The organism is Dietzia alimentaria 72, from assembly GCF_000226215.1.
In the GTDB taxonomy this organism is placed as follows: domain Bacteria; phylum Actinomycetota; class Actinomycetes; order Mycobacteriales; family Mycobacteriaceae; genus Dietzia; species Dietzia alimentaria.
In genome coordinates this window covers 55,166-79,074 of record NZ_AGFF01000012.1, presented here as the reverse complement: position 1 = coordinate 79,074, position 23,909 = coordinate 55,166, and the positions used below count along the sequence as shown (strand labels likewise).

Below are 23,909 nucleotides of genomic sequence, written 5' to 3'. Positions count from 1 at the left end.
CGGCGACGGACGCACCGAGAGGTCAGCGATGCTTGAGGAGAACCGCCCGGATTCCCTCGTGGAAACCATCCCGCAGCCGGACCCGCTGCTGTTCGGTGAGAGTGAACTCGTTGAGCATCTGGCAGGCGAACTGCAGCAGTGGACGATCGATCGCGGGCGGGAGAGTCCCTCCCGAGAGCAGATGTGCCTTGTCACGCTGCTCGTCGTCCGCTGCTTGCTCATACCACCAGGTCGCGTACTGCTGGCCCACGTCAAAGGGAGTCTGCTCCCCGGACGAAGTCCACACCTCCTCCGACAGTGGCACGAACTTCGACCGCAGGGGACGACGGTGCGGCGCCATCATCGACGGACTCGGACGCGACGCACCGTTCGACGGCCCGCCGTGGGTCAGCGATTCAGCGGACACAGGGTCGCGCTCCTCTTCGCCTGGTGCCAGAGGAGCCTCGTGGGCGGGCTCGGATTCTGTTGGCTGGGCAACCTGCCGTGGAGCCGGCCCGGGTTTGGGGCCGGGCGTCGGCGCAGGCCTCGTTGCGGGGTCCGATGACACCGGCTTCGCGCCAGTCCCCGCGGTCGACGTGGGCGGCCTCGACGCGGAGCGCGCGGAGGGCGCGGAGCGCGCGGAGGGCGCAGCAGACGCAGGGGACGCGGGGCGCGCGTGGGGCACCGAAGCGGCATCGCTCGACGTCCCGGCCTCCGGCGCGGGCTGACCGGTCTCCTCCAGAACAGCGCACTCCTGCTCATCCGCGGCCAATTCCTCGGCGTCGGCGGCCCGCTCCTCGTCGGCGATGGTCAGGCGAGCTTCGTCAGCGACCGACGTCGCGGCAGCCCGGTCGGACCGCAGGTCAACCTCGACCATTCCCACCGACTCCTCGACCGCTGGATCGCGAGCCTCGTCACCGGGATGCGCGGGAGGCTGAGGTGCGGCCTTCACCTTGGGCGGGATCGGCCCCTCGAGAACCCGGATCTGCATGGCGTCATGGAAATCGGTCCGGGGATCGAGCACCGTCGTGGTGTCACAGGCATGACGCAGGGCGGAAGAGATGGAATCCCAGCCGAAACCGACCAGGTGCATCCGCACACCGGCGTCTACGGCCACGCGGACGCCCGGAATCATGTCGGCGTCGCCCGTCACCAGGACCATGTCCGAGCACTGCCCCTTGTAAGCGGCCTGGATCATGTCCGCGACCAGGAGAGTGTCCACGGCCTTCTGCGTCCGCCGGTCACCCCACTCGATCAACTGCCCGGTGCGCAGTTGCACACCCTCGATAACCCGGAGTGTGCGCTGATAACGATGCGGGCCCGAGTCCGGAATGCCGTCGTACCAGTTCTGCCTCTGGACAGGCTGGTCCACGAGACCGTGGGCGACATGATCTAAACGGTGCACGACCGTGGCCAGGGATATTTCCAACTGGCCTCGCGCTCCCTCCTCCCATGAGTTGTAAAAGCTAGCGAGTAGATAAGACGTATCGACTAGGACGAGAGTCCGTTCGAGCATGATGATCACTGCCTGTTCTGTTTGTCTTCGTTGACTTCCAGCATGCCGCAGGGCGGACTACCCCGCAGGAGCCGCCGCCGAACTATGTCAGGAGCCCCACATGTCACACGCTTCCAGTACCCCGGGAGACCTCAGCGGACGAGTCGTCCTCGTCACCGGCGCAGCCCGCGGGCAGGGCCGGGCGCACTGCGAGGCGTTTGCCGCCGCCGGCTGTGATGTGATCGCCCTCGACCTCTGCCGCGACATCGACACCGTCCCCTACCCGATGGCCACCACCGAGGACCTCGAGGCCACCGCCGAGGCCGTCCGCGCGCTGGGCCGGAGGTGCATCACGGGAACCGTGGACGTACGCGATCTCCCGGGGATGAAGGAGGCCGTGGACGCTGGCGTCGCCGAGCTGGGTGGGTTGGACTTCGTCATCGCCAACGCTGGCGTCTCACCCCAGCCCGTGGCGACCTGGGAACGCACTGAGGACGAGTGGGACACCACCATCGATATCAACCTCAAGGGCACCTGGGTGACGACAACGGTCGCGATCCCCCACATCTTGGCCACCGGCCGGGGTGGCGCACTGGTCCTCATCAGTTCGATGGTCGCCCTACGCGGCGGCTCGTTCACGGCGAGCTACTCGACCTCCAAGTGGGCGGTCCGCGGGCTGGCCAAGGCGCTGGCCGGGGAACTCGGCTTCTCGAACGTCCGCTGCAACTCGATACACCCGGGCAACGTTCGTACGCCGATGATCGACAACCCGTCGATGATCGCGATGATGTCCGGAGGCGAGGGCACCACACTCGAGGACACTGCGGAGACCTTCAGTGGCATGAATCAGATGCCCCAGCCGTGGGTCGAAGCATCCGCGATCGCGTCGATGGCGGTCTACCTGTGTAGCGACGCGGGCGCGGGCATCACCGGCGCGTCGATCCCGGTGGACCTGGGTGGTAGCGAGAAGTTCGGACGCTGATCCACCCCCGAAAGACGCACGGCCCGCCCCTCGGCTGAGAGGCGGGCCGTGCTCGTTCCCGGCCGACCGGCCGGGATCCTGGAAGATCAGGCCTTCGGGGCAGGGTTCACCGGTCGGGGAACGCTCAGCGTGGAACCGGTGGCGGTCCACACCAGGCTCCAGAAGATGTCGACGACCGGCTGGATGGCCTCGAGAAAGAAGTCGTTGGCATTGCTCATGTTGTGTCCCCTTATGATTCGTACTTCTGCGTACTGCAGGCGTATGCGTATGCGTACTGAGTCGTACTGACGTATCCGTCGGTGTCGTACTCCCCACGTGATGAACCGTATGTCGTCACGAACCCGTCCGACGTTACACAACCGTGACAATTGTTACCTCATTCACCTTCTCCGGCGCTGGCCAGAGACGGTAAAACGGCGTGAATTCCGCACCACACCCACGGGCATCGGGCCCCTCAACCCCGTCGACCACCGGATTTTTTCTACGCAAACCCCTACCTACGCGACCGTAACTTACGGTACCGTAGCTTTATGGCAATCACGGACATCCCTGAATTCGCACACCTCTCCGATGCGGACATCGAAGCCCTCGGCGCCGAGCTCGAGCAGATCCGGCAGGACATCATCGGCTCGCTGGGTGAGCGCGACGCCGCCTACATCCACAACACGATCCGCTTCCAGCGCGCCCTCGAGGTCGGGTCCCGACTGCTGTTGATGGCCGGCTCGCGCAACAAGACCGCCTGGGCGATCGGCGCCGGCTCGCTCGGCGTCTCCAAGATCATTGAGAACATGGAGCTCGGGCACAACATCATGCACGGGCAGTGGGACTGGATGAACGACCCCGAGATCCACTCCACCACCTGGGAGTGGGATATCGTGGGCACCGCCGAGCACTGGAAGCAGACCCACAACTACGTGCACCACAAGTACACGAATATCGTCGGGATGGACGACGACGTCGGGTACGGCGTGCTGCGAGTGACACGCGATCAGCGCTGGCACCCCTTCTACTACGGGAACGTCGCCTACAACACGGTGCTGGCGCTGTTGTTCCAGTGGGGCGTCGGTATCCAGCATCTCGAGCTGGGCAAGGTCGCCAAGGGACGCGACGACCGCGCGGAGACCAAGCGCAAGATCGCCACCTTCGCCAAGAAGGCCGGGCGCCAGCTCGCCAAGGACTATGTGCTCTACCCGGCACTGTCCGGCAAGGGCTGGAAGTCCACCGCCACCGCCAACCTGGTGGCCAACGGCATCCGCAACGTGTGGACCAACGCCATCATCTTCTGCGGCCACTTCCCCGACGGCGCGGAGAAGTTCACCAAGAAGGACCTCGCCGAGGAGACCCAGCCCGAGTGGTACCTGCGACAGATGCTCGGGTCTGCCAACATCACCGGCGGTCCGGTCGTCGACTTCCTGTCGGGCAACCTGTCGTACCAGATCGAGCATCACCTCTACCCGGACATGTCATCCAACCGCCTCGCGGAGGCTGCTGTGCGGGTGCGCGCGGTGTGCGATAAGTACGACCTCCCGTACGTGGCGGGACCGCTGCCGGTGCAATACGCCAAGACCTGGCGCACTATCGCCAAGATGTCGCTGCCCAACCACATGCTCAAAGACACGACGGACGACGCCCCCGAGACCCGCTCCGAGCGGATGTTCGCGGACCTGCCCACGCCGCTGCCGTCGACCGAGGGCAAGCGTGCGGGACTCAAGACCGCGATGAAGTTCAAGCGCAGCCAGGCGTCCAGCAACAGCTCGGCAGCTGCCTGACACACACACTGCCGCCACTCACGCCACGCCCCGTCACCGAAATCGGTGACGGGGCGTGGCGTGATTCCGGCGCCGTCAGTGGTGATGCGGCGATAGGCTTGCCCCCGAGTCGATGGAAGTCGACGACAACCGGCGCTACACCAGTCGAGCCGGATGCCACGTGTCACACGACGACGGGAGCCCCCATGGAGGACCGGCGCATGCTCATCGCCGACTCAGCGATCGAGGTCGTGGCGAGAGACGGTGTCCGAGCCCTCACCCACCGCGCCGTGGACTCCGAGGCCGGACTGCCATCAGGCTCCACCTCGTACTACTGCCGCACCCGCGCGCAATTGCTCGCACTCACGGTGGACCGACTCACCTCGCTCCTGCGTGGTTTCGTGGAGGTGTCCGGCATCCAGGAGCTCGCGTCATCGGATGCGGACGACGTACTCAAGCAGCTCACCCGCATGATCGACGGCCTCCTGGCCGACTACCGCGGTGAGCTCGCTGCCCGGTCCTCGCTCATCATGGAGCTCACCGGCAAGGAGGACACGACCGACCTCGTGGCCTCCCTGCTAGATCCGAGCGATCTCGCCGGCGCTCTCGATGCCGCGGGCCTACGCGACCCGGCAACGGCCGCGATGGACCTGCTCACCGTCTACGAGGGTCTGCTCTGGGAGCGCACCGTCGGCAGGCTCGCCCAGGACCCGATTGATCACGAGCACGACGCCGAGATCCTCGGCGCCGTGCTCGCACGTCACGAGCATCGCGGCCCGCGCAACCTCTTCGGTCTACGCCGCTGACGTCGCACACGGGCCCATCGCTAGTCCGCGATCGCCTCGAGAGGCCCGGTCTTTGCCGCCCGGTGCGCGGGCCAGAGTGACGCCAGGACACCGACGAACGCCGAGGACAGCAGGACGATGCCGATGCTGCCCCACGGGATCGTGGTCTCGGTCAGTCCACTGTCGGCCAACACGGTGACGAACGCCCATCCCAGGTAGACGCCCACCGCCGCGCCGATCAACGCCCCGAACACGGCGATCTGCGTCGACTCGAGGTTGATGGTCCGCCGGACCTGGGAACGCTGCATGCCCACCGCGCGGAGCATGCCGATTTCCGTGCGCCGCTCGATCACCGACAGCGCCAGGGTGTTGACGATGCCCAGCACTGCGATCACCAGGGCCAGCCCGAGCAGCGCGTAGATGATCGACAGCAGCTGGTCGATGTCGCCGGACTGCACGTCGATGTACTGCTGCTTGCTCTGCACCATCGCGATGGGGATCTCGGTGAGCTCGTCCGTCACCGCCGTCTGCGTCTCCTCCGGAGACACCCCGTCCGCGGACCTGGCCAGCACGATGAACGTCGACCGGAGGTTCTCCGGCACGAGCTTCTCGTAGACCTCCATACCGGTGTAGAAGGGGCCGAGGATCTGGGAGTCCTCGTACACTCCGGTCACGCGGAGGGTGGACTCGGCGCCGTCGGGGCCGACGAGAGGCACCTGAGCCCCCATTGTCCACCCCTTGTCCCGGGCCACGGAGCGCGAGACGACCAAAGAGTCGGCCCCCGGCTGCAGTGATCCGTCGACGACGGTGGCGTCGATCATCTCCTCGACGGGCCCGCCCGCGGCCGACAGTGCCTGGGGTTCCCCACCCAGGAGGCCGAAGCCGAAAGCCAGCCAGGCCACCTCGCCCACCTCGTCGAGGTCCGCGATCTGCTCCTCGATTCCGGCGGGCAGCGGGGTGGGCGGACCCTGTGACGCGACGCCCTGGACCACCACCTCGGCGTTGATGTTCTGGTCGATGACGCCGCTGACGCTCTCCTTGGTGGTGGCGCCGAGCGTGCCGAACGCGGCCACCAGAGTGAGTCCGAGGGTGAGGGCAAAGGCGGTGGCGGCGGTCCGGCGGGTGTTGCGGCCGGCGTTGGTGGCGGCGAGCCTGCCGATGGCACCGAAGGGCGCGCCGATTACCCGGCCGATCCCACCGGCGATGGGCTTGGCCAGGGCGGGCATCACGAGGAAGCTGCCGATGATCAGCGCGGCGGCACCCACGCCGACGGTGATGGCGCCGGACTTGGTGGTGTCCTGCCAGGTGCCGATCAGTGCCAGCATGACCCCACTGATCACGGCCAGGATCCCGACAGCGGTGCGCCAGGTGCCACCGGCCTCGGCGGCGGTGGCACCCACCCGCATGCCCTGGACCGGTGCCACACGTCCGGCGCGGCGCGCGGGCGCCCAGGCGGAGAACACGGTGACGACGAAGCCCAGCACCAGCGGGGTGAGGACTGCCATCGGGGTGAGCGCGAGAGCTCCGGAGGGGATCCCCAACTCCAGGGCCTCGAGCACGACGAAGATCAGCCTGGCCAGGCCGAAACCCGTCACCACACCGATCGCGGAGCCGACGAGCCCGGTGAGGGCGGCCTCGATCATGACCGACCGGGTGAGCTGGCCGCGAGAAGCGCCGATCGCACGCAGCAGCGCGAGCTCACGCAGTCGCTGGGCGACCAACATCGAGAAGGTGTTGTAGATGATGAACGTGCCGACAAGCAGCGCGATCAGCCCGAAGGCCACAAAGAAGTAGTTGATGAAGTCCAGGATCGTGGACAACTGCTGGGAGAGCTTCTCCTTGACCTCCTCTCCCGTGGAGACGTTGTAGTCGGGGAATTCGGCGGCGAGGGTGTCCCGGATCTCGTCCTGGCTGACCCCGGGTTCGGCGCGGACGGAGACGTTACTGGCGTTCTCGCCGTCGGTGAAGAGGGCGCGGGCCCGGTCGGAGGAGAAGCCGACGCCCACGTAGCCGCCGGCGTCGGTATCGCTGGTGTAGGCGCCCACGACGGACACCTCGAGCATGCCCTGCGACACGGTGTAGACCTCTGCGGTGTCGCCGAGGGCGAGGCCGGCCTTGTCGAGGACGGGGGCGGGGAGGACCACCTCGTCGTCGGCGGCGGGGGCACGTCCGTCGGTGAGGCGGTTGCTGCTGCCGACCGCCTCCTCCGGCTCCGCCCAGGCCAGCCCCTCGGAAGGCGCGCCGCCCGACTGATAGGGGGTGCCGTCTGCATTGAAGAGGACGACGGTCCCGGAGATACCGGGGGTCGCCGCGTCGACACCGGGCAGATCCAGGACTTTCTCCGCCACATCGAACGGCACCCCCACGCCGCGGGGATCCTCCGGTTCGATCATGGCGGACAAGTCCTCGGTGCCCTGGTCGAGCAGCCCGTCGAACGTGCTCTTGAGAGTGGAGGTGAAGACCAGGGAGCCGGTGACGAACGCGGTGCCCAGCACGACCGCCAGAACGGACAACACCAAGCGGAGTTTGTGCGCGCTGATGTTGCGCACAGAGACGCGCACCATCGGCCGCGCGTGGTTCGGGGCGTGGTCACCGGCGTGCCCGCCCGCGGACCGTGCGTGGCGCGCCTGGTGTCTCGCGGAGGCCATCATTGCTCCTCGAGGGCGCCCATGGCGGCCAGGATCTCGTCGGCGGTGGGGTGCTCGAGTTCGCGCACGAGGCGCCCGTCGGCCAGCAGCAGAACGCGATCGGCGTAGGTGGCGGCGCGCGGGTCGTGCGTCACTATCACCACGGTCTGACCGAAATCGTCGGCGGCGCTGCGCAGGATGGACAGCACCTCGGCGGAGGAGGTGGAGTCTAGGTTGCCGGTGGGTTCGTCACCGAACAGGATGTCGGGCCGGCCCACGAGCGCGCGGGCGCAGGCAACACGCTGCTGCTGGCCGCCGGACAGCTCCGACGGCCGGTGTGAGAGCCGGTCGCCGATGCCGAGGCGCCCGATGACCTCGTCAAACCAGTCACGGTCGATACGGTGACCGGCGATGTCCTGCGGCAGAGTGATGTTCTCCTCGGCCGTCAGGGTGGGCACGAGGTTGAAGGACTGGAACACGAACCCGATGCGGTCCCGCCGCAGCGCGGTGAGCTGCTTGTCCGGCAGTCCCACGATCTCGGTGTCGCCGATCCGGACCGATCCGGCGGTGGGTCGGTCGAGACCCGCCATGCAGTGCATGAGAGTGGACTTTCCGGAGCCGGAGGGGCCCATGATCGCGGTGAACCGTCCGCGTTGGAACGTCGCGCTGACGCGGTCCAGGGCGCGGACCTCGGTCTCCCCCTCGCCGTATGTCATGACGAGGTCGGTGGCGATGGCAGCGGGGGCCGCGGCGTCGGGCTGCTGGTCGGGCTCGGACTGGGTGGTCATGTGCTCCCTCAAGATCATGATGGTCGTTCTAAAGTCTGCAGGAATTCGGAGCGGATGCCGATAGTGGATTGCCCGGATATTCACCCTGATCCTGCGCACCGGGCCAGGCGTCGAGAACCCGCCGGGTCGTGAAGCAGCGTTCCTCGCCGGAGACGGGGTCGGTGAAGGCGATCGATTCAGCCAACAGCTGGAGAGGGTCCGAGAAGTCGTCGGGCTTCACGTCGAGGATGTCCGGGTAGAGGTCGTCGCCGAGGATCGGGGTGCCGAGGGCGTTCATGTGCACGCGCAACTGGTGGGTGCGGCCGGTCGTGGGTTGGAGGCGGTAAAGCCCGATCCGCGCCGTGCCGGTGCCGCGGGTGGCGAGCAGTGTGATGCGGGAGTGGGCGTCGGGCTCGCCGTCGACCTCGACCGCCTGGAGGATCCCGCGCGTCTTGAGGATCCGGCTGGACCGTTCCTGCACCTCGGGAGTGCCTTCGGGGGCGGGGGCCACGGCGAGGTAGGTCTTGGCGACGCGCCGGGCGGCGAAGAGATCCTGGTAGACGCCCCGGTAGGCGGGGTCGGCGGTGAAGACCAGCACGCCCGCGGTGAGCCTGTCGAGCCGGTGCGCCGGTGCCAGGTCCTCCATCCCGAGGTCACGGCGGAGCCTGACCAGCGCGGTCTCGGTGACGTGCCCCGCGCGGGGGGTGGTGGCGAGGAAGTGCGGCTTGTCGACGACGACGAGGCGGTCGCCGGAGTGCAGTACCTCGATCCGAAAAGGCACCGGGATCTCGGGCTCCGGGGTCCGATAGGTCCAGACGTCCATCCCCCGGTGCCGCCGGGTGGCGTCGGTGACGGGTTCTCCGCGGGCCGTGACCACCTGGCCTGCCTCGAGGGCGGCCTCGAGTTCGGCGAGCCGGTCGGGGAAACGACGACGGAGCTCTTCCGGGATGCTGCGGGGCCCCTGTCCGGGGTCAGCCAGTCGGATCCGGACCGGGTCCACGCCCTCGCGCAGTGGCAACGGGCGTCGCGGACGCCCGCGACCACGCGGGTGTTCGGGCTTCGGCATGTGCCGAGTCTAGTCGCTGGGTTACACTCACCTGCGCACCATTCGCCCCACCAGCCTCTAGAACCACGGGAGCAACCATGATCGAAGCCGTCGTCGACTTCTTCCTCTTCGGCCCCGGCCGCGCAATCCTCCCCGCGTTCCAGGGCAGCTTCAACCTGGCTTACCCGCCCAACGCGCCGTTCCCTGACGAGTTCTGAGACCGCCCCCTAAAGCGTCGAGCACTCTGACGCTCGGCGGTAGGCTCTGAAGTTATGGCTTCACTTGAGAACACCGTCGTCGTCGGCGTCGACGGCTCCGCCGCCTCTACAGGCGCGGTCGCCTACGCCGCACACACCGCCTCGACCCGGGGCATCCCGCTACTGCTCGTGACCACTTACACGATGCCGGCGGCGATGTTCGCCGAGGGGATGCTCCCGCCGCAGGCCGTCTACGACGAGCTCGAACGCGAGTGCCAGCCGATCATCGAGGATGCTCGCGCCAGCGCGCTCAAGGTCGCGCCCGAGATCGAGGTTTCCCACGCGATCATCGAAGGAAACCCCGCGCAGGCGCTCATCGACTACTCCCGCAAGGCCAAGCTCATCGTCCTGGGTTCGCGCGGCCTCGGCGGGATCAAGGGCATGGTCCTCGGGTCGGTCTCGGCGGCCGTGGCCAGCCACGCGTTCAGTCCCGTCGTGGTGACCCGCGAGGACACCGACGACATCGACCGCACCGGCCCCGTCGTGGTGGGGATCGACGGCTCCGAGGTCAGCGCCAAGGCCACCGAGTGGGCGTTCGCCGAGGCCTCCGCACGCGATGCCCGGCTCATCGCCGTGCACACCTGGATGGACCCGCAGGTCCAGGCGGCTGCAGCTGGTATCTCCCTCACCGAGGAGGACTGGAACCAACTCGAGGAACAGCAGCTCCAGACCCTCTCCGAGCGCCTGGCGGGCTTCTCCGACCGCTACCCGGACGTCAAGGTGGAGCGGTTCGTCACCCGCGATCGCGCGGTACGGGCACTCGTCGAGCAGTCGGAGAACGCCCAGCTCGTCGTCGTCGGCTCCCACGGTCGTGGCGGTTTCGCCGGCATGGTCCTCGGATCCACCTCGCGTGCACTCCTGCAGGCCGCGCCCTGCCCGGTGATGGTCGTCCGTCCGGAATCGCTCTCGTGAGCGGCACAGAAGGCGTCGACACCGGTGGGGTCCGCATCCGGCGCGACACCGTCGCGTCCCGATTCGAGATCCTGATGGACGACGTGGTTGCCGGATATGCCGACTACCAGGACGGAACCGACGGCATCCGCACCTTCCCCCACACCGTGGTCGCCACGGAATTCGGCGGACGCGGCCTCGCCGGTCAACTGATCGGGGAGGCTCTACGGGCGACGAGCGAAGAGGGCCTTAAGGTCCGGCCGACCTGCTCGTTCGTCGATCGGTACCTCCAGAAGAACCCTGACTCCGCCGTTCTCGCCTGACACGGTCGCGCCGGGACACCGCCAGGTAACAAATGAGCGACGTTTAAACGCACGACTCGCGCCTCCGGAAGCGATCACGGGTTTTGCATGTTCTCCTGTAGAGGTGGCCCGCACGGGTCACGAAAAACTCTCGGAAAGGACCCATCATGCTGTGGAGCATCATCTCCTGGATCATCGTCGGTGGCCTCGCAGGCTGGATCGCCTCAATGATCATGGGTAAGAACGCCCAGATGGGGTTCGTCGCCAACGTCATCACCGGCATCGTCGGTGCCTTCGTCGTCGGCTTCATCGTCTCGCTCCTGACCGGAGGTGGCGGTATGCCGGAGGCCTTCTCCATCTGGGGCTTCGTCGCAGCCATCATCGGCGCATGCCTGCTCATCTTTATCGTCTCCGCCGTACGCGGGCGAGGCCGCACCAGGGTCTGACCTGGGCTTAGCCCCGAGACACTCTTCCGGCCCGGCCCCGAACAATCGGGGTCCGGGCCGGAGGTCCCTCGGGCCACAGCTTTTCGCACGAGAGAAAGGATCCACCATGGGTTTCTTGGACAAGGCCAAAGATCTCGCGGGTAAGAACGCGGACAAGGTCGACTCAGCCATTGACAAAGCCGGCGACCTGTTCGACGAGAAGACCGGCGGCAAGCACGCTCAGCACACCGACAAGGTGCAGGACAAGGTCGGCGACTACTTGACCGGCGACCGCGCTCAGAACCCCGAGCCCGGCGCCTGATCGCCCAGTCGACCCCGAGCTGACAAGCACGGCAGTGGGGAGCCGGTGCCACCAGGTGTGGCACCGGCTCCGTCGTGTCCGCAGTCACAGCCGATAGTCTGTACCGGTGACGAGTACACGGTCGACCAAGCCCGGGCCGCGGGAGCGGCTCCTGGCCACGGCGACCCGTCTGTTCTCGACGGACGGCATCCGGGCGGTTGGGATCGACCGGATCCTGCGGGAGGCCGGGGTGGCCAAGGCCAGCCTCTACAACACCTACGGATCCAAGGATGAGCTCGTGGTGGCCTACCTGCGCTCGGTCGCCGAACGGGACCGCGAACTGTGGCGGCGTCGCGCCGAACTGGCGCCCGACGCCCGCGGCCGCATCCTCGCGTTGTTTGACATCGTCCGCGAGCGGGTCGAGCCCGGTACCCCCGGCTCGTGTCACATGGCGGCGGCCATCGAGTTCCCGGGCACCGCCACCGACGGCGAACGCGCCATCCGCGCCGCCGTGTCGGACCAGCGAGAGTGGATCGCGGAGACCCTACGGTCAGAACTGGCCGGGATGGGCCTCGAGGACCCGGACAACATCAACGATCTGGCCGATCGGCTGGCGATCCTTCACGACGGCTCCGTTACCGCCGCGATGCTCGGCGAGGTGCAGACCACCGCGATGACCGCCCGCAGCATGGCTGAGCTCATCCTGGGGATGGTCACGGACCCCTCATGAAGCAGCTGTCAGGTCCGGCCCGCCTGATGAACCCGGCCGGCGAACTGCTCATCACGATCGGCGTCTTGCTGGCGCTGTTCGTCTTCTACCAGGTGTGGTGGACCGGGCTGGATTCCGCGCGCGCGCAATCCGCCGCCGACGCCGAACTCGACAGCCGTTGGTCCGGCGGCGCCAACCCGCGGATGGGCGGCCGCTACCCCGACGTCGGCCCGCTCGACGGCACCGCCTTCGCCCGCCTCTACATTCCTGCCTTCGGCTCCGACTACCGGTTCGCTGTGGTCGCCGGGACCAGCGACGCAGCCCTCGACATCGGGCCGGGCCACTACACGGAGACGCAGGGGCCGGGCGAGCCCGGGAACTTCGCGGTTGCCGGGCATCGCGTGGGCCGGGGCTCCCCGTTCAATGACCTCGACGCATTACGACCGTGCGACGCCCTCGTCTACGCCACCGCCGACGACTGGCTGATTTACCGAGTGCTGCCGTTCGATGCGCCCGACACCGCCACAGCGCAAGCGCAGGCCGCCGAATGCCTGCCGGACCACCTCGCCCGGCGCGCCACGACCGGCGCATACGAGGGGCTGTCCGGAATCTCGGTGGTGCGCCCGCAGGACGTGTCGGTGATCGACGCGCAGCCCGGAACTCCCGGCCCCGCCACCCCTGACATGCTGCCCTTGGCCACGCTCACCACCTGCCACCCGCAGTACTCGGCGACCGAGCGGCTCGTGGTCCACGCCGTGCTGGAGCGGTCCGAGCCCCGCGTCGACGGCGTGCTCCCCGTGGAACTGGGGCGTTGATCAGGATGTACGCGTGGCTCTTCCGTCAACTCCCCGGCCCCACCCCCGTGCGCGTCCTGCTGGCGATCCTGCTGGCGGTAGCAGTGTTCCTGCTGTTGATGGAGGTTGTGTTCCCGGCGGTTGAGCAGCTACTCCCCCACACCGAAGTGTCGGTAACCCGCGACGGCGCCTAGGCGTACGCGTCACGCGCGATAGAGGGAGCCGCTAGTCCGCGATACGCGGTGCCACCAACTCGGCGATCCGCTGAGTCTTGACCGACTGCTCCTGCGTGGACTGCACCGCCAGCACCTGCTTGCCGCGGGCCACCACCACCAGAGCGCCGCCCGGGCCCCCGGACCGGCCACCGGTCCATCCGCCCTCGACGTCGGAACGGTCGGTCACGTCGACGGGCGCGGTCTCGTCCACGAGTTCTCTCGCGCGTTCCTCGGAGGCCAGCGTGTGCACGGTGGTCGTGAGCTGCACCGCGCCATCGGTGCTGTAGAAGAAGCACGCGGCGGGGTCCACTCCGTCGTCTATGCGCACGTCGGCGACCTTCTCACCGTTGAGAGCCTCGACTTCGTCGGCCGACAGGTACGGGCAGTCGGCGTCGCTGGTTGGCGCCACCTCCGCCAGTTCCGGTTCGGAGGCCTCCGTCGGTGCCGTGCGGATGGTCCCCATCTCGGGTGCCGGCTCGGGATCGCCACCGCATCCGGCGAGGACACCGAAAAGGACTACGGACAGTGACGCGATGACGCCGGTGGAGGAAGTGCGCATGCCCTTCAGGATAGAGGCCCCTGCGATCGATACAGTGACACACAGCTAGTGACAGTCGGACAGGGAGGTTGGCCATGGAGCGCTCCGCCGTCGAGATCTCCACGGCTGACCCTGGCGTCGACCGTCGCCGGGCACTGCGGGCGGCGATCTCCGGCGCGGCCCTCGACCTGGTGTTGGAACACGGAATCGACGACGTCACCGTCGACCAGATCGCCCGGGCCGCCAATGTCTCCCGCCGAACCTTCTTCAACTACTTCCCGTCGAAGGTCGCCGCCTGCATCCCCCGGACCCCGCCGCCGGGGCCGGAGGCCGTGGAAGAATTTCTGACGGACCACTCCGTGCCCACCATGCCGGCGCTGGCCCGCCTCATGTGGCACCAGGTCTCGTACGCTCGCCACCACAGCCGGGACTTTGACCGATTCCACGACATATGGCGGCGAGAGCAGGGCATCCGTGCGGAGGTCCACTCGGTCCTGGCGCGCAACGAGAAGAAGCTGGCGGAAATGGTGGCCGCGCGCGAAGGGCGTGCTCCGGGGTCGGTGGAAGCAGCCACTGTCGCGGCGGCCGCCATCGCAGTGCTGCGCGTGGCGGTGGAGCGGTGGCGCACCGACGAGTCCGGGTCCTTGTTGGAGTTGCGGATCCGGGACGCGTTCGAGGCGGTCTCCCTGTCCGTGGCGTTACCCGACGACCGCCACCACGCCGGGGACACCGAGGGGGGTCGACGTAGGATCGCTCCATGCGATCGCTGCGATCCCGGCCGGCGCCAGGACACCGAAGGACCGGGCACCGGGTGACACTGGGCGTCGTCGCCCTCACAGCGGCGGTAGTCGTCTCGGCGTGCACCGCATTCGACGCCTCCAACAACGACGACGCGGGCCCGCCTCGGCTGACGCCACACCCTCAGCCTGACGTGGCCGCCGCCATGGTCGACAGCATCTCCGCTCCCGGCACCGCGCTGAATGCCTGCACGCTCCTGGATATGACGACCGGTGAGATCATGGATCTCACCGGGGCGGACATGCCCGAGGTGGATCCGATCGGGTCGGGCGATCTGGGAATGGTGTGCATCTACGGCGGCCCCGGATCACCCGAGCGGGCCGGGGCCGAACTCTCCACTTCAGCCGAGACGGAGCCGGATTCGACCCCCGCAGCCACCACGACCACCACCTCCGTCGCCGACGCTTCCTCCACCAATGCCGGCGGGACGAGCGCACCGGGCGACGCCACCACGACGCCCGTGTTCGATCCCGAGATCGTGCCCGACACGTTCGCCGCCGGGGTCGTCAAACCGCGCGGAGGCGCCGGAGCGGCCTTGGCTGAGCAGGCCACCCTGTTGGGCGTGCGCTATGCGTGCTCCGGGATCCGGGGCGCGAAGGTGGCAGCCGGAGAGGCTGCACCCGGTGCACCTGAGGCACCGGCGCCGGTTAATCCCAAGCTGCCCACCTCGTACATCGACTGCGCGGCCGCACCGACCGGCGGCGGAATCGAGGTGCACACGATCCTGGTGGCGGACAACGACCTATGGCATCTCGTGCTGCTCGGCCCGGAGACGCCGCGCTCGCCGGAGGCGGAAGCCGAGGCGCTCGCCGGTCTACACCGGGTCGCTGTCGAACTGCTCGCCTGACCGGGCCCGCGTCAAAGCCGACGGGCCCCACGCACATGTTCGGAGGCTAAATAGAGAAACGGCGCCGGAGCCCCTCAGCGTCCGACGCCGTTTCTCTCTCGGCCGGCGAATCCGACACGACCGAATTTCCTCGCATGCCTTGAAGGCTGCGGGCCAGCACCCCCTCAGGTGCTCCGGTCCTCAGACCGGCCCCTCAGCGTGAAGTAGCGGTCCCCTCACCGGCACTTCACATCGCCACCGACCCCCGGGCGGTGACTGAGGAGAGTCTATGTTGCATCTAATTGCTAGGCAATCCCATGAACAGGCATTTCGTCGTTGACTTCTGGTCAACAAGAAGGCCCGATCCATCTACCTGCAGCTCGACGGGCGCCATTACCAATGAACATTGGAAACTTCGCGACAGGGATCGCCACGAGCCGCGATCCGCTGTCGGCCAACAGATGTACACGCACGAGGTCTCGGATGTACTGTTATCCATGTTGCGCATGTGACAGTTGGGACTAATGGTGCGTGGCGGTCGATTACGGTCGCACCGACCTCAGTCCCTGGAAGCTTCGTCCGCCGCCGCGCCACGCTGCGGCCAACTGCTCGAGGAGAACGATGTCCCGCCGATCCCGGTCGATCGCGACCCTGCTGACCACGGCCGGCCTCGTCGTCGTCGGCCTCTCCCCCGCCGCCTCCGGGCAGTCACTCACCGGATCACTCGGCTCGTCCGGCTCGGCGGGGGCCCTCGGGATGGAGACCGCGCCGCTCTCCCTCCCCGGGATCCCCGGCATGGCCGCCCTCACCATCCCGGTCGCCGCCCCGGCGCGCCCGTCCATCGACGCCGCGGTGGCCTCGGTCTACCCCACCCAGAACGAGACGGTGGGCATCGCGCAGCCGGTGATGATCACCTTCGACCGCCCCGTCGGCGACCGCGCCGCCGCCGAGGGCTCGGTGGGGATCCGCACCGCCCCCGCAGTGGAGGGCAAGTTCTACTGGGTCAGCGATACCGAACTCCGTTGGCGCCCCCACGAGTTCTGGCCGGCGGGCACCGCCGTCACCGTGTGGGCCGGAGGGAACGAACACGTCTTCCGTACCGGTGACGCCGTGGTGTCGACATACGACGACAACACACACCTCATCACCGTGACCCGCAACGGCCGGGTCGAGCGGACCATGCGTGCCTCGGCCGGTCGCGACGCCTTCGCCACCCACAACGGGACCTACTACAACGGTTGGCGGGCCCGTGAGGTCCGCATGGATTCCTCCACCTGGGGCCTCGCTCGCGATGCGGGTGGCTATGACACCACCGTCAACGATGGCGTGCGCCTGAGCTACGACGGGATCTTCATCCATTCGGCCCCGTGGTCGATCGCTGACCAGGGCGTCCGCAACGTCTCCCACGGCTGCATCAACATCAGCCCGGAGGACGCGAGCTGGTACTACGACAACACCGGCAACGGCGACCCGTTCATCGTGACAGGCGGCCCCGGCCGGCAATTCGGGGCGTTCGACGGACAAGGCGACTGGAACTACTGACGAATCGGGGCGGAGGCGGTGGTCGGGGTAGCGGCAGATGCAGATGCAGATTCAGATGCAGCGGAAGTCGCGAGACCCATCAGACTGCGCCACGCCTGCGGGACCCCATGGGCGTAGCGCAATCCGATAGGTCTCGCAGGCGCCTGAGGTAGCCGGAGAAACAAATTTGCCAGGGGCAACGACATACCGTCGACACCTATGCATATCCTGAAGGTCATCCCCTCGTAGTTCTCAGGAGTACCCATGTCCCGTTCGACCCGATCAACGATCGTGGCGGCGGTCCTCGCTGCTGCCGGGCTCGTGCTGGGGTTGGCCCCCGCCGCCAACGCCCAGTCCGTGATGCCGATCAGTCCGCCCGGCCTGCCGCAGCTCGAGAGCGCACCGCTGTTCACCCCGACCATCCCGGGCGTCGCGGCCATGCCGGTGCTCAGTTATCCCGTTATCGGACCCCAGCGCCCGGCCACCGAGTACGGCGGCGTGAACATTTTCCCGACCCCGGATGAGGTCGTGGGTGTGGCGCAACCGATCATGTTCTACTTCGACAGGCCCATCAGGGACCGGGCACGCGCCGAAGCGACAATCGGCATCCGCTCCGAACCTGGTGTGGCCGGCAAGTTTTACTGGGTGAGCGACACGGAGGTCCGTTGGCGACCGCACCACTTCTGGCCCGCCAACACCTCGGTCACCATCTGGGCCGGCGGCAAGCGGCAGCAGTCCTTCCGCACCGGCGACGCGCTGGTCACCGAGTACGACAACAACACCCACCTGGTCACCGTCACCCGCAACGGCCAACACGTCCGCACCATGCGGGCCTCCGCGGGCAGGCCGGGCTGGGACACCTACAACGGCACCTACTACACCGGCCAGCGCGGCCGCGAGGTGCGTATGAACTCGGAGTCGTTCGGCCTACGGATCGAGAACGGTGGCTACAACACCATCGTCAATGACGCGGTCCGGCTCAGCTACGACGGCATCTACATCCACTCGGCACCCTGGTCGATCGCTGACCAGGGCGTCCGCAACGTCTCCCATGGCTGCATCAACGTCAGCCCGGAAGACGCGCGCTGGTTCTACGACAACAGTCGCAACGGCGACCCGTTCATCGTCAAGAACAGCCCCGGACACCGCTTCGGCGCCTTTGACGGCCAGGGCGACTGGAACTACTGAGCCCGCTGGCCGGCTCAGCTAGCGCGAGGGCACAGGCGAGAGCACACCGACGACGCCGTCCGCTGCCACGCACCGAGGCGGCCAGTGATGGGCGCCGCCGAGCGCATCCGACACCAGGTCCACCGCGCGGGGTGAGGCGAGCACCGTGAGGTGTCCCGAACGGTCGACCTCGCACCCGTCCTGCAGGCGGACCAGGGTGAAGTCCACGTCCGCCGATACCTCGGGGGAGGCAACGACCCCGGTGAGCTCGTCGTAGTCCGAGACGAGGGAGACGTGGCGACTTCCGCGGGCGAAGGGCACGCCGTCATCTCCCAGCCAGGCGTCGGCCGCCTCGGCATCCCGGCGTGAGGTCTCCGCGGAGAGCACCCCGAGTGCGTCGGTGACGAACTCCGGCGGGCCCCCGCCGAAACCGGCGGGGTCGACCCCCAGCGTGACGACGGTCCGCACCGCCTCCGGTCGAACCGCCGCGGCCACGTACGAGGCCACGATCGCTCCTTGCGAGTGCCCCACCAGGTCGACCTTCCCAGCCCCGGTGAGGCCGCGCACGCGGTCGATCTCCGCGGCCAGCTGCAGAGCCGAGGCCCCGGTGAGCGAGTCGAGACCGCCGGTGGATCCAAGTCCGGGCGGCGCACCGATGGTCGGTGCCCACACACAGAACCCGTCGGCCGCCAGCTCGGCGCCGTACGCCGCCCAGGAGTTGCCGCCGTTGAGTCCGGTGCCGTGGACCAGGATCACCGGTTCGGGGTGGCCGGGGTCGGGCCGGCAGTCGTCGCGGTTGAGGCCCGGCGGGTCTTCGAGACCATGGGTGAGCTGGTAGGCCGCGCCGTCCCACCACCGCCACGGGACTTCCTGCGCCGCCGCGGCTCCGGCGACGACGACGACGAGCGCTGCGGCCGAGATCGACGCAGCCACCGGGGCCGCCGCCCCGGCCATCACGGGGTGGGCCCGAGGATCGGAGCGATGGCTACGCAGCGCGGCTGCCGGGCGGTGTCGGGATCAAGCGCGTTCAGAACATAGTCGGCCGCACGCGGGTCGGAGGCGACCGCCAGGTGCTCGGACAGATCCTGTTCGCAGCCGTCCTGGACCACCACGTTGGTCGTCAGCGCCCCGGGGACCAGCCCGGAGGTGAAGGGCGTGACGAGCTGGTCGTAGCGCGTGGCCACGTTGAGGTAGTTCACGCCCGGCGCGTACGGGCTCCCGCCCTCCCACAACTGCTCGAGCATTTCGGAGCCGGGCCCCATCTGGGCGAGTGCGGGCGGCAACGCGCTGTTCATCTGCTCGGTCGCTCCGGGGATCGAGGCCAGCGACTGCTTCATCCCTCCGCCCGAGCCCTCCCACAGCGGTGCGAGCGAGGCCACGGTGTGTACGCGGCCCGGCCGCCCGACCTTGGCCACCATGCCCGACACCAGCGTCCCCTGGGAGTGGCCCACCAGGTCGACCTGCTGTGCGCCGGTCGCGGCGAGGACCCGGTCGATGAACTCCCCGACCTGCGGAACAGACACCCCGGCGATATCCGACAGCCCGCCCAGCTCGCTGAACGGGTACGGCACCCCCGGGAGTGCGCCGTAGGTGAGCGTGTAGACGCAATACCCCTCGTTGTGCAGCAGCGGCCCGTAGGTTGGCCAGTTGGTCACGCCCCCGCCCGCCGTGCCGTGGACCAACACCACCGGCCGGGGCTTGGCGGCCGACGGGCGGCACGACCAATCGTTCGCGCCCGACAGCTGGGCCCCCGGCTGGGTGATCGCCATCGCGGCACCGCTGAGGAAGTTGTACGACACGGGCAGCGGCGCCCGGGCGCTCGGATCGGTGGCGTTCGCGTGGGCCGTGCCACCCGACCCGAGCGCCACGGCGACGGCGGCGGCGAGGGTTGAGGCGACGCGTAGGAGGCTCATCCCGCAATCATCCCGCGCGCTGCGTTCGAGGGCGGGGGCTTTGCGGGGATCAGTCGGGGGCCGTTACCCTCCGGGTACCGCGATCGCGGTCGCGTCGAGGAGGGTCCGCGCCGGTGGGCGTCAGTTCGATCCTGTTGTCCCGGCTGAGGATCTTCGCCACGACGAGCAGTCCGATGATGCCGATCACGTTGAGGACATTGACCAGGACGAACACCCGGGTGTCGTCGAAGTTCGAGGTCGCGACGATGACGGCCGCCGGCATACCCCGTTGCGCAGTACTGAGCCCTCCGACGTCCTTGAGGTGATCGCGACCGTCGCCCATCATGAAGCCGAGCATGAACGCCACGGCCAGTACGACGAGACCGAGGGCGATGGCCTTCCACAGGTCCCGGTCGCCCATCTCCCCACCGAAGCCGATGATCGTGGATCCCAGGAGCACGTACAGCGCGATGCTGCTGAGCCGCGCCACCCACGGTTGGATCCACGCACTGACGGAGGTGACGACCTCGGCCAGGATCATGCCGCCGATCATGGGCGCGATCATCTGGAGGAGCAGCGCGCGGGCGATGGCCCAGGCGTCCACATCGAGGCCCTCGATGAGACGCGGGAGGAGCAGGGGAACGATGACGACGGTGGCCGTCATCAGAACCAGCAGCACGGTGGCGCCGAGCGCGAGGTCGCGTTGGGAGGCCCGGGTGAGCTTGATGAGGAATGGCGCACCAGCACACATACCGAACAGCACGAGAGCGGATTCGTAAGCCGGAGCGACGTCGACCAGTTCGAGTGCGAACACCATCACGGCCGGCACCACGAGCAGGTTCACCACCACCATCCGCACGAGGTAGTGCCAGTTCGACAGATGCTCGACGAGCTTGGTGGGGCGTTGGGTCAGCCCCACGTTGAGCATGCTGGAGATGACGAACACCGGTACGAAGAACTGGGCGAGGTCGCGAAAGAAGTCGGTCATCTCGGCCGGTCTCAGTCGTCGCCCAGTCGGAATTCGAAGAACCGGTCGATGCCGAGCTCGTCGGCCGCTGAGGTGCCGTCGCTCTCGATCAGGCCGACGTACTCGGCGTAGGCGTTCCACTGGCCCTCGAGTTGGGCGACTTTCCCCGGCATGTCACCGGCCAGATCGTGCATCTCGCGCGGATCATCGCCGAGGTTGAACAGTTGCCAGCGATCGCCGTCCCCGTACGGTGGCTCCATCCACAGGAGTTTCCAGCCGTCACCGGTGATCACAGACCGGCACCCGAGCATCTCGAAGCAGATCGCGTCCATCCCGGTTCGTACCGGCTGCCGGGTCGCCCCGGTGAGCATCGGGGCCAACGATCTGCCGTACAACGGCGGGACCGTCTTCCCACCGATCCTGGTGGGGCGGTCAATGCCCGCGAGGTCCAGAACCGTCGGCAGGATGTCCGCGACGTGCAGTACCTCGTCCGTCACCACACCCGACCTGGTCACAGCTCCGCCGGCGATGATCAGTGGCGTCTGGGTGCCGCCCTCGTAAGTCGTGGTCTTGAAGTAGGAGAGCGGCGTGCCAGCCACCTCGGCCCATGCGCCGCCCATCGAGATGAACGACCCCCTCCGACCGAAGTTCTCGAGGCTGTTGTCGAAGTCCCGCTCGATCGACTCCTCGGTGTTGGGCCGGTAGAACCACGGCTGCTTGGGGTTCGCACCATTGTCGGAGAGGAAGAACACGACGGTGTCGTCCAGATCCCCACGGGCATCGAGGGCATCGAACAGGCGACCGAGTTCGTGGTCGATGCGTTCGACCATCGACGCGTAGATCTCCATCGCGCGGGCCTGTCTGCGGCGGTCGTCGCCGGACAGGTCGTCCCAGGCGGCGAACAGTCCGCTGCCCGGGTTGACCTCCACCTCGGAGGCGACGAGACCGATCTCTTTCATCCGGGCCAGCCTTTCGGCTTTGATCGGCTCATAGCCGTCGTCGTATCTCCCCGCGTACCGGTCGAGCCACTCATCCGGTACGTGCAACGGGTCGTGGGGCGCGGTGAAGGCCAGGTAACCGAAGTACGGTGCGTCGTCGTCATGGTCACCGATGTACTCGAGGAGTTTGTCGACGAACGCCGTCGAGGTGTAGAAATCCTCGGGCAGATCGTCGGTGATGAACCTGTCGTCCTCCGCGTACATGGTCTGTCTGGCCTCCTGACCGCTGAGCGGGGTGGCGTCGGCGAAATGACTCGCGCCGCCGCCCAGGAACGCGTAGCTGCGCTCGAAACCACGTGCGGCAGGGCGGGTGTCCTCGGTGATCCCGACGTGCCACTTGCCCGCCATGTAGGTGCGGTATCCCCCGTCCCGGAGCAGCTCCGCCATCGTGGGCACGGAGTGGTTGAGATACCCCTCATAACCGGGCTGCATGTACTGGTTCATCGCGTGCAGCGGCTGCATCACCCCCAGTCCTGCCTGATGGTTGTCACACCCGGACAGCAGCATCGCCCGTGTCGGCGCGCAGAGCGAGCTTGTGTGGAACTGGCGGAACCGCGCGCCCCGGTCGGCGAGCTGCTGGAGCACCGGGGTGCGGATCTCGCCGCCGAACGGCTCGATGTCGGAATAACCGAGGTCATCGACGACGACGACGAGGATGTTAGGGCGGGGAGCGGGTGAACCGGGCATCGTCAGGCTGTTCCTCCGGAAGTCAGTGATGCCGCCACCCTAGCGCCGGCGCGAGGCGATACACGGTGATCCCGGCAGTAAGGGCTGCTTCCGCAGAACCCGGGCCCTCAACCAGCCACGAGGCCCCGCCCCGTGATCATGGGGAGGTCCTTTGCGTAGACGAATCCGGGTTCGGCCTCGACGACGGCCTCGACCGAGTTGACCAGCCTCATCGCCGTGACGAGCATGCCGGAGACGTTGTGGTCGCCGTGCTCGTCGTGATGGGAGAACTCGAACCGCATCTCCGGCTGCCCGGAGATCTCGATGCGGTAGCAGCCGTCCCCGTGGTCCGGCCTGGGCCAGTCCGGAGCCTGCTCGTGCGCGGTGCGGGTGACGTGTTCCAGGATGACGCGATCCTCGCCGTCGACCTGCCCCACCACCTCGAACCGCATGGCGGCCTGGGTTCCGGCGGGCACCTCACACGCGAGTAGGGAGAGGTCCCGGTCCGCAGGCAGTCGCTCGTGCCGCTCGATTAGTGGCTCGTCGAGGGTCATGTCGAGCGCCGCCGCGATCTGGCGGACCACCGAGCCCCAGCCGGCGGCGAGCATGCCCGGCCGCAGCAGCGGGGGCGGGGTCTCCATGGATCGCCCGAAGCCGAACAGGCGGCGCATGGTCTCGCCCTGGTGGTAGACGGAGTAGTCGGCGATCTCGCTCACCCGGATGAGGTCGATCCGCCGCGCCAGACTCGTCAAGGCCAGGGGCAACACGTCGTTGGCGAAGCCCGGGTCGATGCCATTGACGTGCAGGGTCGCCCCGCCCTCGCGCCCGGCGTCCGCCAGCGCGCTGATCATCTCCTCGGGGATGATGTTGTGCGGGTATTGCAGCAGGACCGGCCCCGAGGCCACCACGTTGATGCCGGCCCGCAGGAACTCGGTGAAGTCCTCGATGCCGCCCATGAACCGCGTCTCGGTCTCGGCCGTGTACACCACCACGTCCGGTTTCAGAGCGAGCAGTGCCGCACGATCATTGGTCGCGGCCACTCCGAGCTCGCGGTCCATCCCGGCCAGATGACCGGCGTCCACACCCGCCTTCGCCGGATCGGAGACGAACACGCCCACCAGTTCCAACTCGGGTCGGGCATCGATAGCGTCGATCGCCATCCGTCCGAGAAAACCCGTCGACCACTCCACTACCCGAATCGTCATGGGTGGACA

Annotated in this window: 25 protein-coding genes; 14 read left to right on the top strand and 11 right to left on the bottom strand. The window is 67.8% G+C overall.

Going from position 1 to position 23,909, the window contains the following annotated elements:
* Positions 1-22: 22 nt before the first annotated feature.
* The gene (locus ON04_RS06395) at positions 23-1,495 is read right to left on the bottom strand and encodes an NYN domain-containing protein (RefSeq protein ID WP_029457900.1); all 1,473 of its coding nucleotides are present in this window, start codon (positions 1,493-1,495) and stop codon (positions 23-25) included.
* 100 nt (positions 1,496-1,595) lie between these two features.
* Here ON04_RS06395 and ON04_RS06390 point away from each other — a divergent pair, with 100 nt between their 5' ends.
* Complete coding sequence (locus ON04_RS06390) at positions 1,596-2,456, top strand: mycofactocin-coupled SDR family oxidoreductase (protein WP_010540765.1); 861 nt, start codon at positions 1,596-1,598, stop codon at positions 2,454-2,456.
* An 86-nt stretch (positions 2,457-2,542) separates the two neighbouring features.
* On the opposite strand, the gene ON04_RS17195 is transcribed toward ON04_RS06390, so the two are convergent.
* Positions 2,543-2,674 (bottom strand): hypothetical protein, encoded by a 132-nt coding sequence (locus tag ON04_RS17195; protein WP_274376959.1) that lies wholly within the window; start codon positions 2,672-2,674, stop codon positions 2,543-2,545.
* 312 nt (positions 2,675-2,986) lie between these two features.
* Between ON04_RS17195 and ON04_RS06385 the strand changes: the two genes are divergently transcribed.
* Both ON04_RS06385 and ON04_RS06380 read left to right on the top strand, forming a co-directional pair.
* The gene (locus ON04_RS06385; protein WP_010540764.1) at positions 2,987-4,225 is read left to right on the top strand and encodes a fatty acid desaturase family protein; all 1,239 of its coding nucleotides are present in this window, start codon (positions 2,987-2,989) and stop codon (positions 4,223-4,225) included.
* 185 nt (positions 4,226-4,410) lie between these two features.
* Positions 4,411-5,010, top strand: coding sequence for a TetR/AcrR family transcriptional regulator (locus ON04_RS06380; RefSeq protein WP_029457898.1), 600 nt, complete (start codon positions 4,411-4,413; stop codon positions 5,008-5,010).
* A 20-nt stretch (positions 5,011-5,030) separates the two neighbouring features.
* Here the strand turns inward: ON04_RS06380 and ON04_RS06375 are convergent, their stop codons facing one another.
* Genes ON04_RS06375 through ON04_RS06365 form a run of 3 tightly spaced genes read right to left on the bottom strand, consistent with a single transcriptional unit; the run spans position 5,031 to position 9,449 of the window.
* The gene (locus tag ON04_RS06375; protein ID WP_010540762.1) at positions 5,031-7,637 is read right to left on the bottom strand and encodes an ABC transporter permease; all 2,607 of its coding nucleotides are present in this window, start codon (positions 7,635-7,637) and stop codon (positions 5,031-5,033) included.
* The gene (locus ON04_RS06370; protein ID WP_010540761.1) at positions 7,637-8,404 is read right to left on the bottom strand and encodes an ABC transporter ATP-binding protein; all 768 of its coding nucleotides are present in this window, start codon (positions 8,402-8,404) and stop codon (positions 7,637-7,639) included. The genes ON04_RS06375 and ON04_RS06370 overlap by 1 nt, the downstream gene beginning before the upstream one ends.
* Positions 8,405-8,432: 28 nt before the next feature.
* A complete protein-coding gene (locus tag ON04_RS06365; RefSeq protein ID WP_050815283.1) occupies positions 8,433-9,449 on the bottom strand; it encodes a pseudouridine synthase in 1,017 nt (338 codons plus the stop codon).
* Positions 9,450-9,700: 251 nt separating this feature from the next.
* Here ON04_RS06365 and ON04_RS06360 point away from each other — a divergent pair, with 251 nt between their 5' ends.
* The 7 genes from ON04_RS06360 (at position 9,701) to ON04_RS16685 (ending at position 13,301) form a co-directional block, all read left to right on the top strand.
* Positions 9,701-10,597: a universal stress protein gene (locus tag ON04_RS06360; RefSeq protein ID WP_010540759.1), complete on the top strand. Its 897-nt coding sequence runs from the start codon at positions 9,701-9,703 to the stop codon at positions 10,595-10,597.
* On the top strand, positions 10,594-10,899 hold the full coding sequence (locus ON04_RS06355; RefSeq protein WP_010540758.1) for a GNAT family N-acetyltransferase: 306 nt from the start codon (positions 10,594-10,596) through the stop codon (positions 10,897-10,899). Before ON04_RS06360 ends, ON04_RS06355 begins: the two co-directional genes overlap by 4 nt.
* Before the next feature lie 146 nt (positions 10,900-11,045).
* A complete protein-coding gene (locus ON04_RS06350; RefSeq protein WP_010540757.1) occupies positions 11,046-11,324 on the top strand; it encodes a GlsB/YeaQ/YmgE family stress response membrane protein in 279 nt (92 codons plus the stop codon).
* A 106-nt stretch (positions 11,325-11,430) separates the two neighbouring features.
* Positions 11,431-11,625: an antitoxin gene (locus ON04_RS06345; protein ID WP_010540756.1), complete on the top strand. Its 195-nt coding sequence runs from the start codon at positions 11,431-11,433 to the stop codon at positions 11,623-11,625.
* Positions 11,626-11,731: 106 nt separating this feature from the next.
* Positions 11,732-12,334 carry a TetR/AcrR family transcriptional regulator gene (locus ON04_RS06340; RefSeq protein WP_010540755.1) on the top strand — a complete coding sequence of 201 codons (603 nt, stop codon included), beginning with the start codon at positions 11,732-11,734 and terminating at the stop codon, positions 12,332-12,334.
* Positions 12,331-13,128, top strand: coding sequence for a class E sortase (locus ON04_RS06335; protein WP_010540754.1), 798 nt, complete (start codon positions 12,331-12,333; stop codon positions 13,126-13,128). Before ON04_RS06340 ends, ON04_RS06335 begins: the two co-directional genes overlap by 4 nt.
* Positions 13,125-13,301, top strand: a complete 177-nt coding sequence (locus tag ON04_RS16685; RefSeq protein WP_158217826.1) for a hypothetical protein — start codon at positions 13,125-13,127, stop codon at positions 13,299-13,301. The genes ON04_RS06335 and ON04_RS16685 overlap by 4 nt, the downstream gene beginning before the upstream one ends.
* A 31-nt stretch (positions 13,302-13,332) precedes the next feature.
* Here ON04_RS16685 and ON04_RS06325 read toward each other — a convergent pair whose 3' ends face one another.
* Complete coding sequence (locus ON04_RS06325) at positions 13,333-13,881, bottom strand: DUF2020 domain-containing protein (protein WP_010540752.1); 549 nt, start codon at positions 13,879-13,881, stop codon at positions 13,333-13,335.
* A gap of 74 nt (positions 13,882-13,955) precedes the next feature.
* Between ON04_RS06325 and ON04_RS06320 the strand changes: the two genes are divergently transcribed.
* From ON04_RS06320 to ON04_RS06305, 4 genes are all read left to right on the top strand, one after another.
* The gene (locus ON04_RS06320; RefSeq protein WP_010540751.1) at positions 13,956-14,675 is read left to right on the top strand and encodes a TetR/AcrR family transcriptional regulator; all 720 of its coding nucleotides are present in this window, start codon (positions 13,956-13,958) and stop codon (positions 14,673-14,675) included.
* Entirely contained in the window at positions 14,672-15,505 is an 834-nt protein-coding gene (locus ON04_RS06315; RefSeq protein WP_010540750.1) for a hypothetical protein, read from the top strand. Before ON04_RS06320 ends, ON04_RS06315 begins: the two co-directional genes overlap by 4 nt.
* 600 nt (positions 15,506-16,105) lie before the next feature.
* Entirely contained in the window at positions 16,106-17,026 is a 921-nt protein-coding gene (locus ON04_RS06310) for a L,D-transpeptidase (RefSeq protein WP_010540749.1), read from the top strand.
* A gap of 243 nt (positions 17,027-17,269) precedes the next feature.
* On the top strand, positions 17,270-18,193 hold the full coding sequence (locus tag ON04_RS06305; RefSeq protein WP_010540748.1) for a L,D-transpeptidase: 924 nt from the start codon (positions 17,270-17,272) through the stop codon (positions 18,191-18,193).
* An 18-nt stretch (positions 18,194-18,211) separates the two neighbouring features.
* Here the strand turns inward: ON04_RS06305 and ON04_RS06300 are convergent, their stop codons facing one another.
* From ON04_RS06300 to ON04_RS06280, 5 genes are all read right to left on the bottom strand, one after another.
* Positions 18,212-19,105, bottom strand: coding sequence for an esterase/lipase family protein (locus ON04_RS06300; protein WP_238529252.1), 894 nt, complete (start codon positions 19,103-19,105; stop codon positions 18,212-18,214).
* Positions 19,106-19,125: 20 nt separating this feature from the next.
* Positions 19,126-20,085 carry an esterase/lipase family protein gene (locus tag ON04_RS06295; RefSeq protein WP_010540746.1) on the bottom strand — a complete coding sequence of 320 codons (960 nt, stop codon included), beginning with the start codon at positions 20,083-20,085 and terminating at the stop codon, positions 19,126-19,128.
* 49 nt (positions 20,086-20,134) lie between these two features.
* Complete coding sequence (locus ON04_RS06290; protein ID WP_010540745.1) at positions 20,135-21,052, bottom strand: bile acid:sodium symporter family protein; 918 nt, start codon at positions 21,050-21,052, stop codon at positions 20,135-20,137.
* Positions 21,053-21,063: 11 nt separating this feature from the next.
* Complete coding sequence (locus ON04_RS06285) at positions 21,064-22,716, bottom strand: arylsulfatase (RefSeq protein ID WP_010540744.1); 1,653 nt, start codon at positions 22,714-22,716, stop codon at positions 21,064-21,066.
* Between the two features lie 107 nt (positions 22,717-22,823).
* A complete protein-coding gene (locus ON04_RS06280) occupies positions 22,824-23,900 on the bottom strand; it encodes an NAD(P)H-dependent amine dehydrogenase family protein (protein ID WP_029457883.1) in 1,077 nt (358 codons plus the stop codon).
* Positions 23,901-23,909: the final 9 nt, after the last annotated feature.

Bases quoted from the DNA above. Each gene is read 5' to 3' on its own strand.
- ON04_RS06395 (WP_029457900.1), bottom strand. From the start codon at position 1,495: ATGCTCGAACGGACTCTCGTCCTAGTCGATACGTCTTATCTACTCGCT.
- ON04_RS06390 (WP_010540765.1), top strand. From the start codon at position 1,596: ATGTCACACGCTTCCAGTACCCCGGGAGACCTCAGCGGACGAGTCGTC.
- ON04_RS17195 (WP_274376959.1), bottom strand. From the start codon at position 2,674: ATGAGCAATGCCAACGACTTCTTTCTCGAGGCCATCCAGCCGGTCGTC.
- ON04_RS06385 (WP_010540764.1), top strand. From the start codon at position 2,987: ATGGCAATCACGGACATCCCTGAATTCGCACACCTCTCCGATGCGGAC.
- ON04_RS06380 (WP_029457898.1), top strand. From the start codon at position 4,411: ATGGAGGACCGGCGCATGCTCATCGCCGACTCAGCGATCGAGGTCGTG.
- ON04_RS06375 (WP_010540762.1), bottom strand. From the start codon at position 7,637: ATGGCCTCCGCGAGACACCAGGCGCGCCACGCACGGTCCGCGGGCGGG.
- ON04_RS06370 (WP_010540761.1), bottom strand. From the start codon at position 8,404: ATGACCACCCAGTCCGAGCCCGACCAGCAGCCCGACGCCGCGGCCCCC.
- ON04_RS06365 (WP_050815283.1), bottom strand. From the start codon at position 9,449: ATGCCGAAGCCCGAACACCCGCGTGGTCGCGGGCGTCCGCGACGCCCG.
- ON04_RS06360 (WP_010540759.1), top strand. From the start codon at position 9,701: ATGGCTTCACTTGAGAACACCGTCGTCGTCGGCGTCGACGGCTCCGCC.
- ON04_RS06350 (WP_010540757.1), top strand. From the start codon at position 11,046: ATGCTGTGGAGCATCATCTCCTGGATCATCGTCGGTGGCCTCGCAGGC.
- ON04_RS06345 (WP_010540756.1), top strand. From the start codon at position 11,431: ATGGGTTTCTTGGACAAGGCCAAAGATCTCGCGGGTAAGAACGCGGAC.
- ON04_RS06335 (WP_010540754.1), top strand. From the start codon at position 12,331: ATGAAGCAGCTGTCAGGTCCGGCCCGCCTGATGAACCCGGCCGGCGAA.
- ON04_RS06325 (WP_010540752.1), bottom strand. From the start codon at position 13,881: ATGCGCACTTCCTCCACCGGCGTCATCGCGTCACTGTCCGTAGTCCTT.
- ON04_RS06320 (WP_010540751.1), top strand. From the start codon at position 13,956: ATGGAGCGCTCCGCCGTCGAGATCTCCACGGCTGACCCTGGCGTCGAC.
- ON04_RS06310 (WP_010540749.1), top strand. From the start codon at position 16,106: ATGTCCCGCCGATCCCGGTCGATCGCGACCCTGCTGACCACGGCCGGC.
- ON04_RS06305 (WP_010540748.1), top strand. From the start codon at position 17,270: ATGTCCCGTTCGACCCGATCAACGATCGTGGCGGCGGTCCTCGCTGCT.
- ON04_RS06295 (WP_010540746.1), bottom strand. From the start codon at position 20,085: ATGAGCCTCCTACGCGTCGCCTCAACCCTCGCCGCCGCCGTCGCCGTG.
- ON04_RS06290 (WP_010540745.1), bottom strand. From the start codon at position 21,052: ATGACCGACTTCTTTCGCGACCTCGCCCAGTTCTTCGTACCGGTGTTC.
- ON04_RS06285 (WP_010540744.1), bottom strand. From the start codon at position 22,716: ATGCCCGGTTCACCCGCTCCCCGCCCTAACATCCTCGTCGTCGTCGTC.
- ON04_RS06280 (WP_029457883.1), bottom strand. From the start codon at position 23,900: ATGACGATTCGGGTAGTGGAGTGGTCGACGGGTTTTCTCGGACGGATG.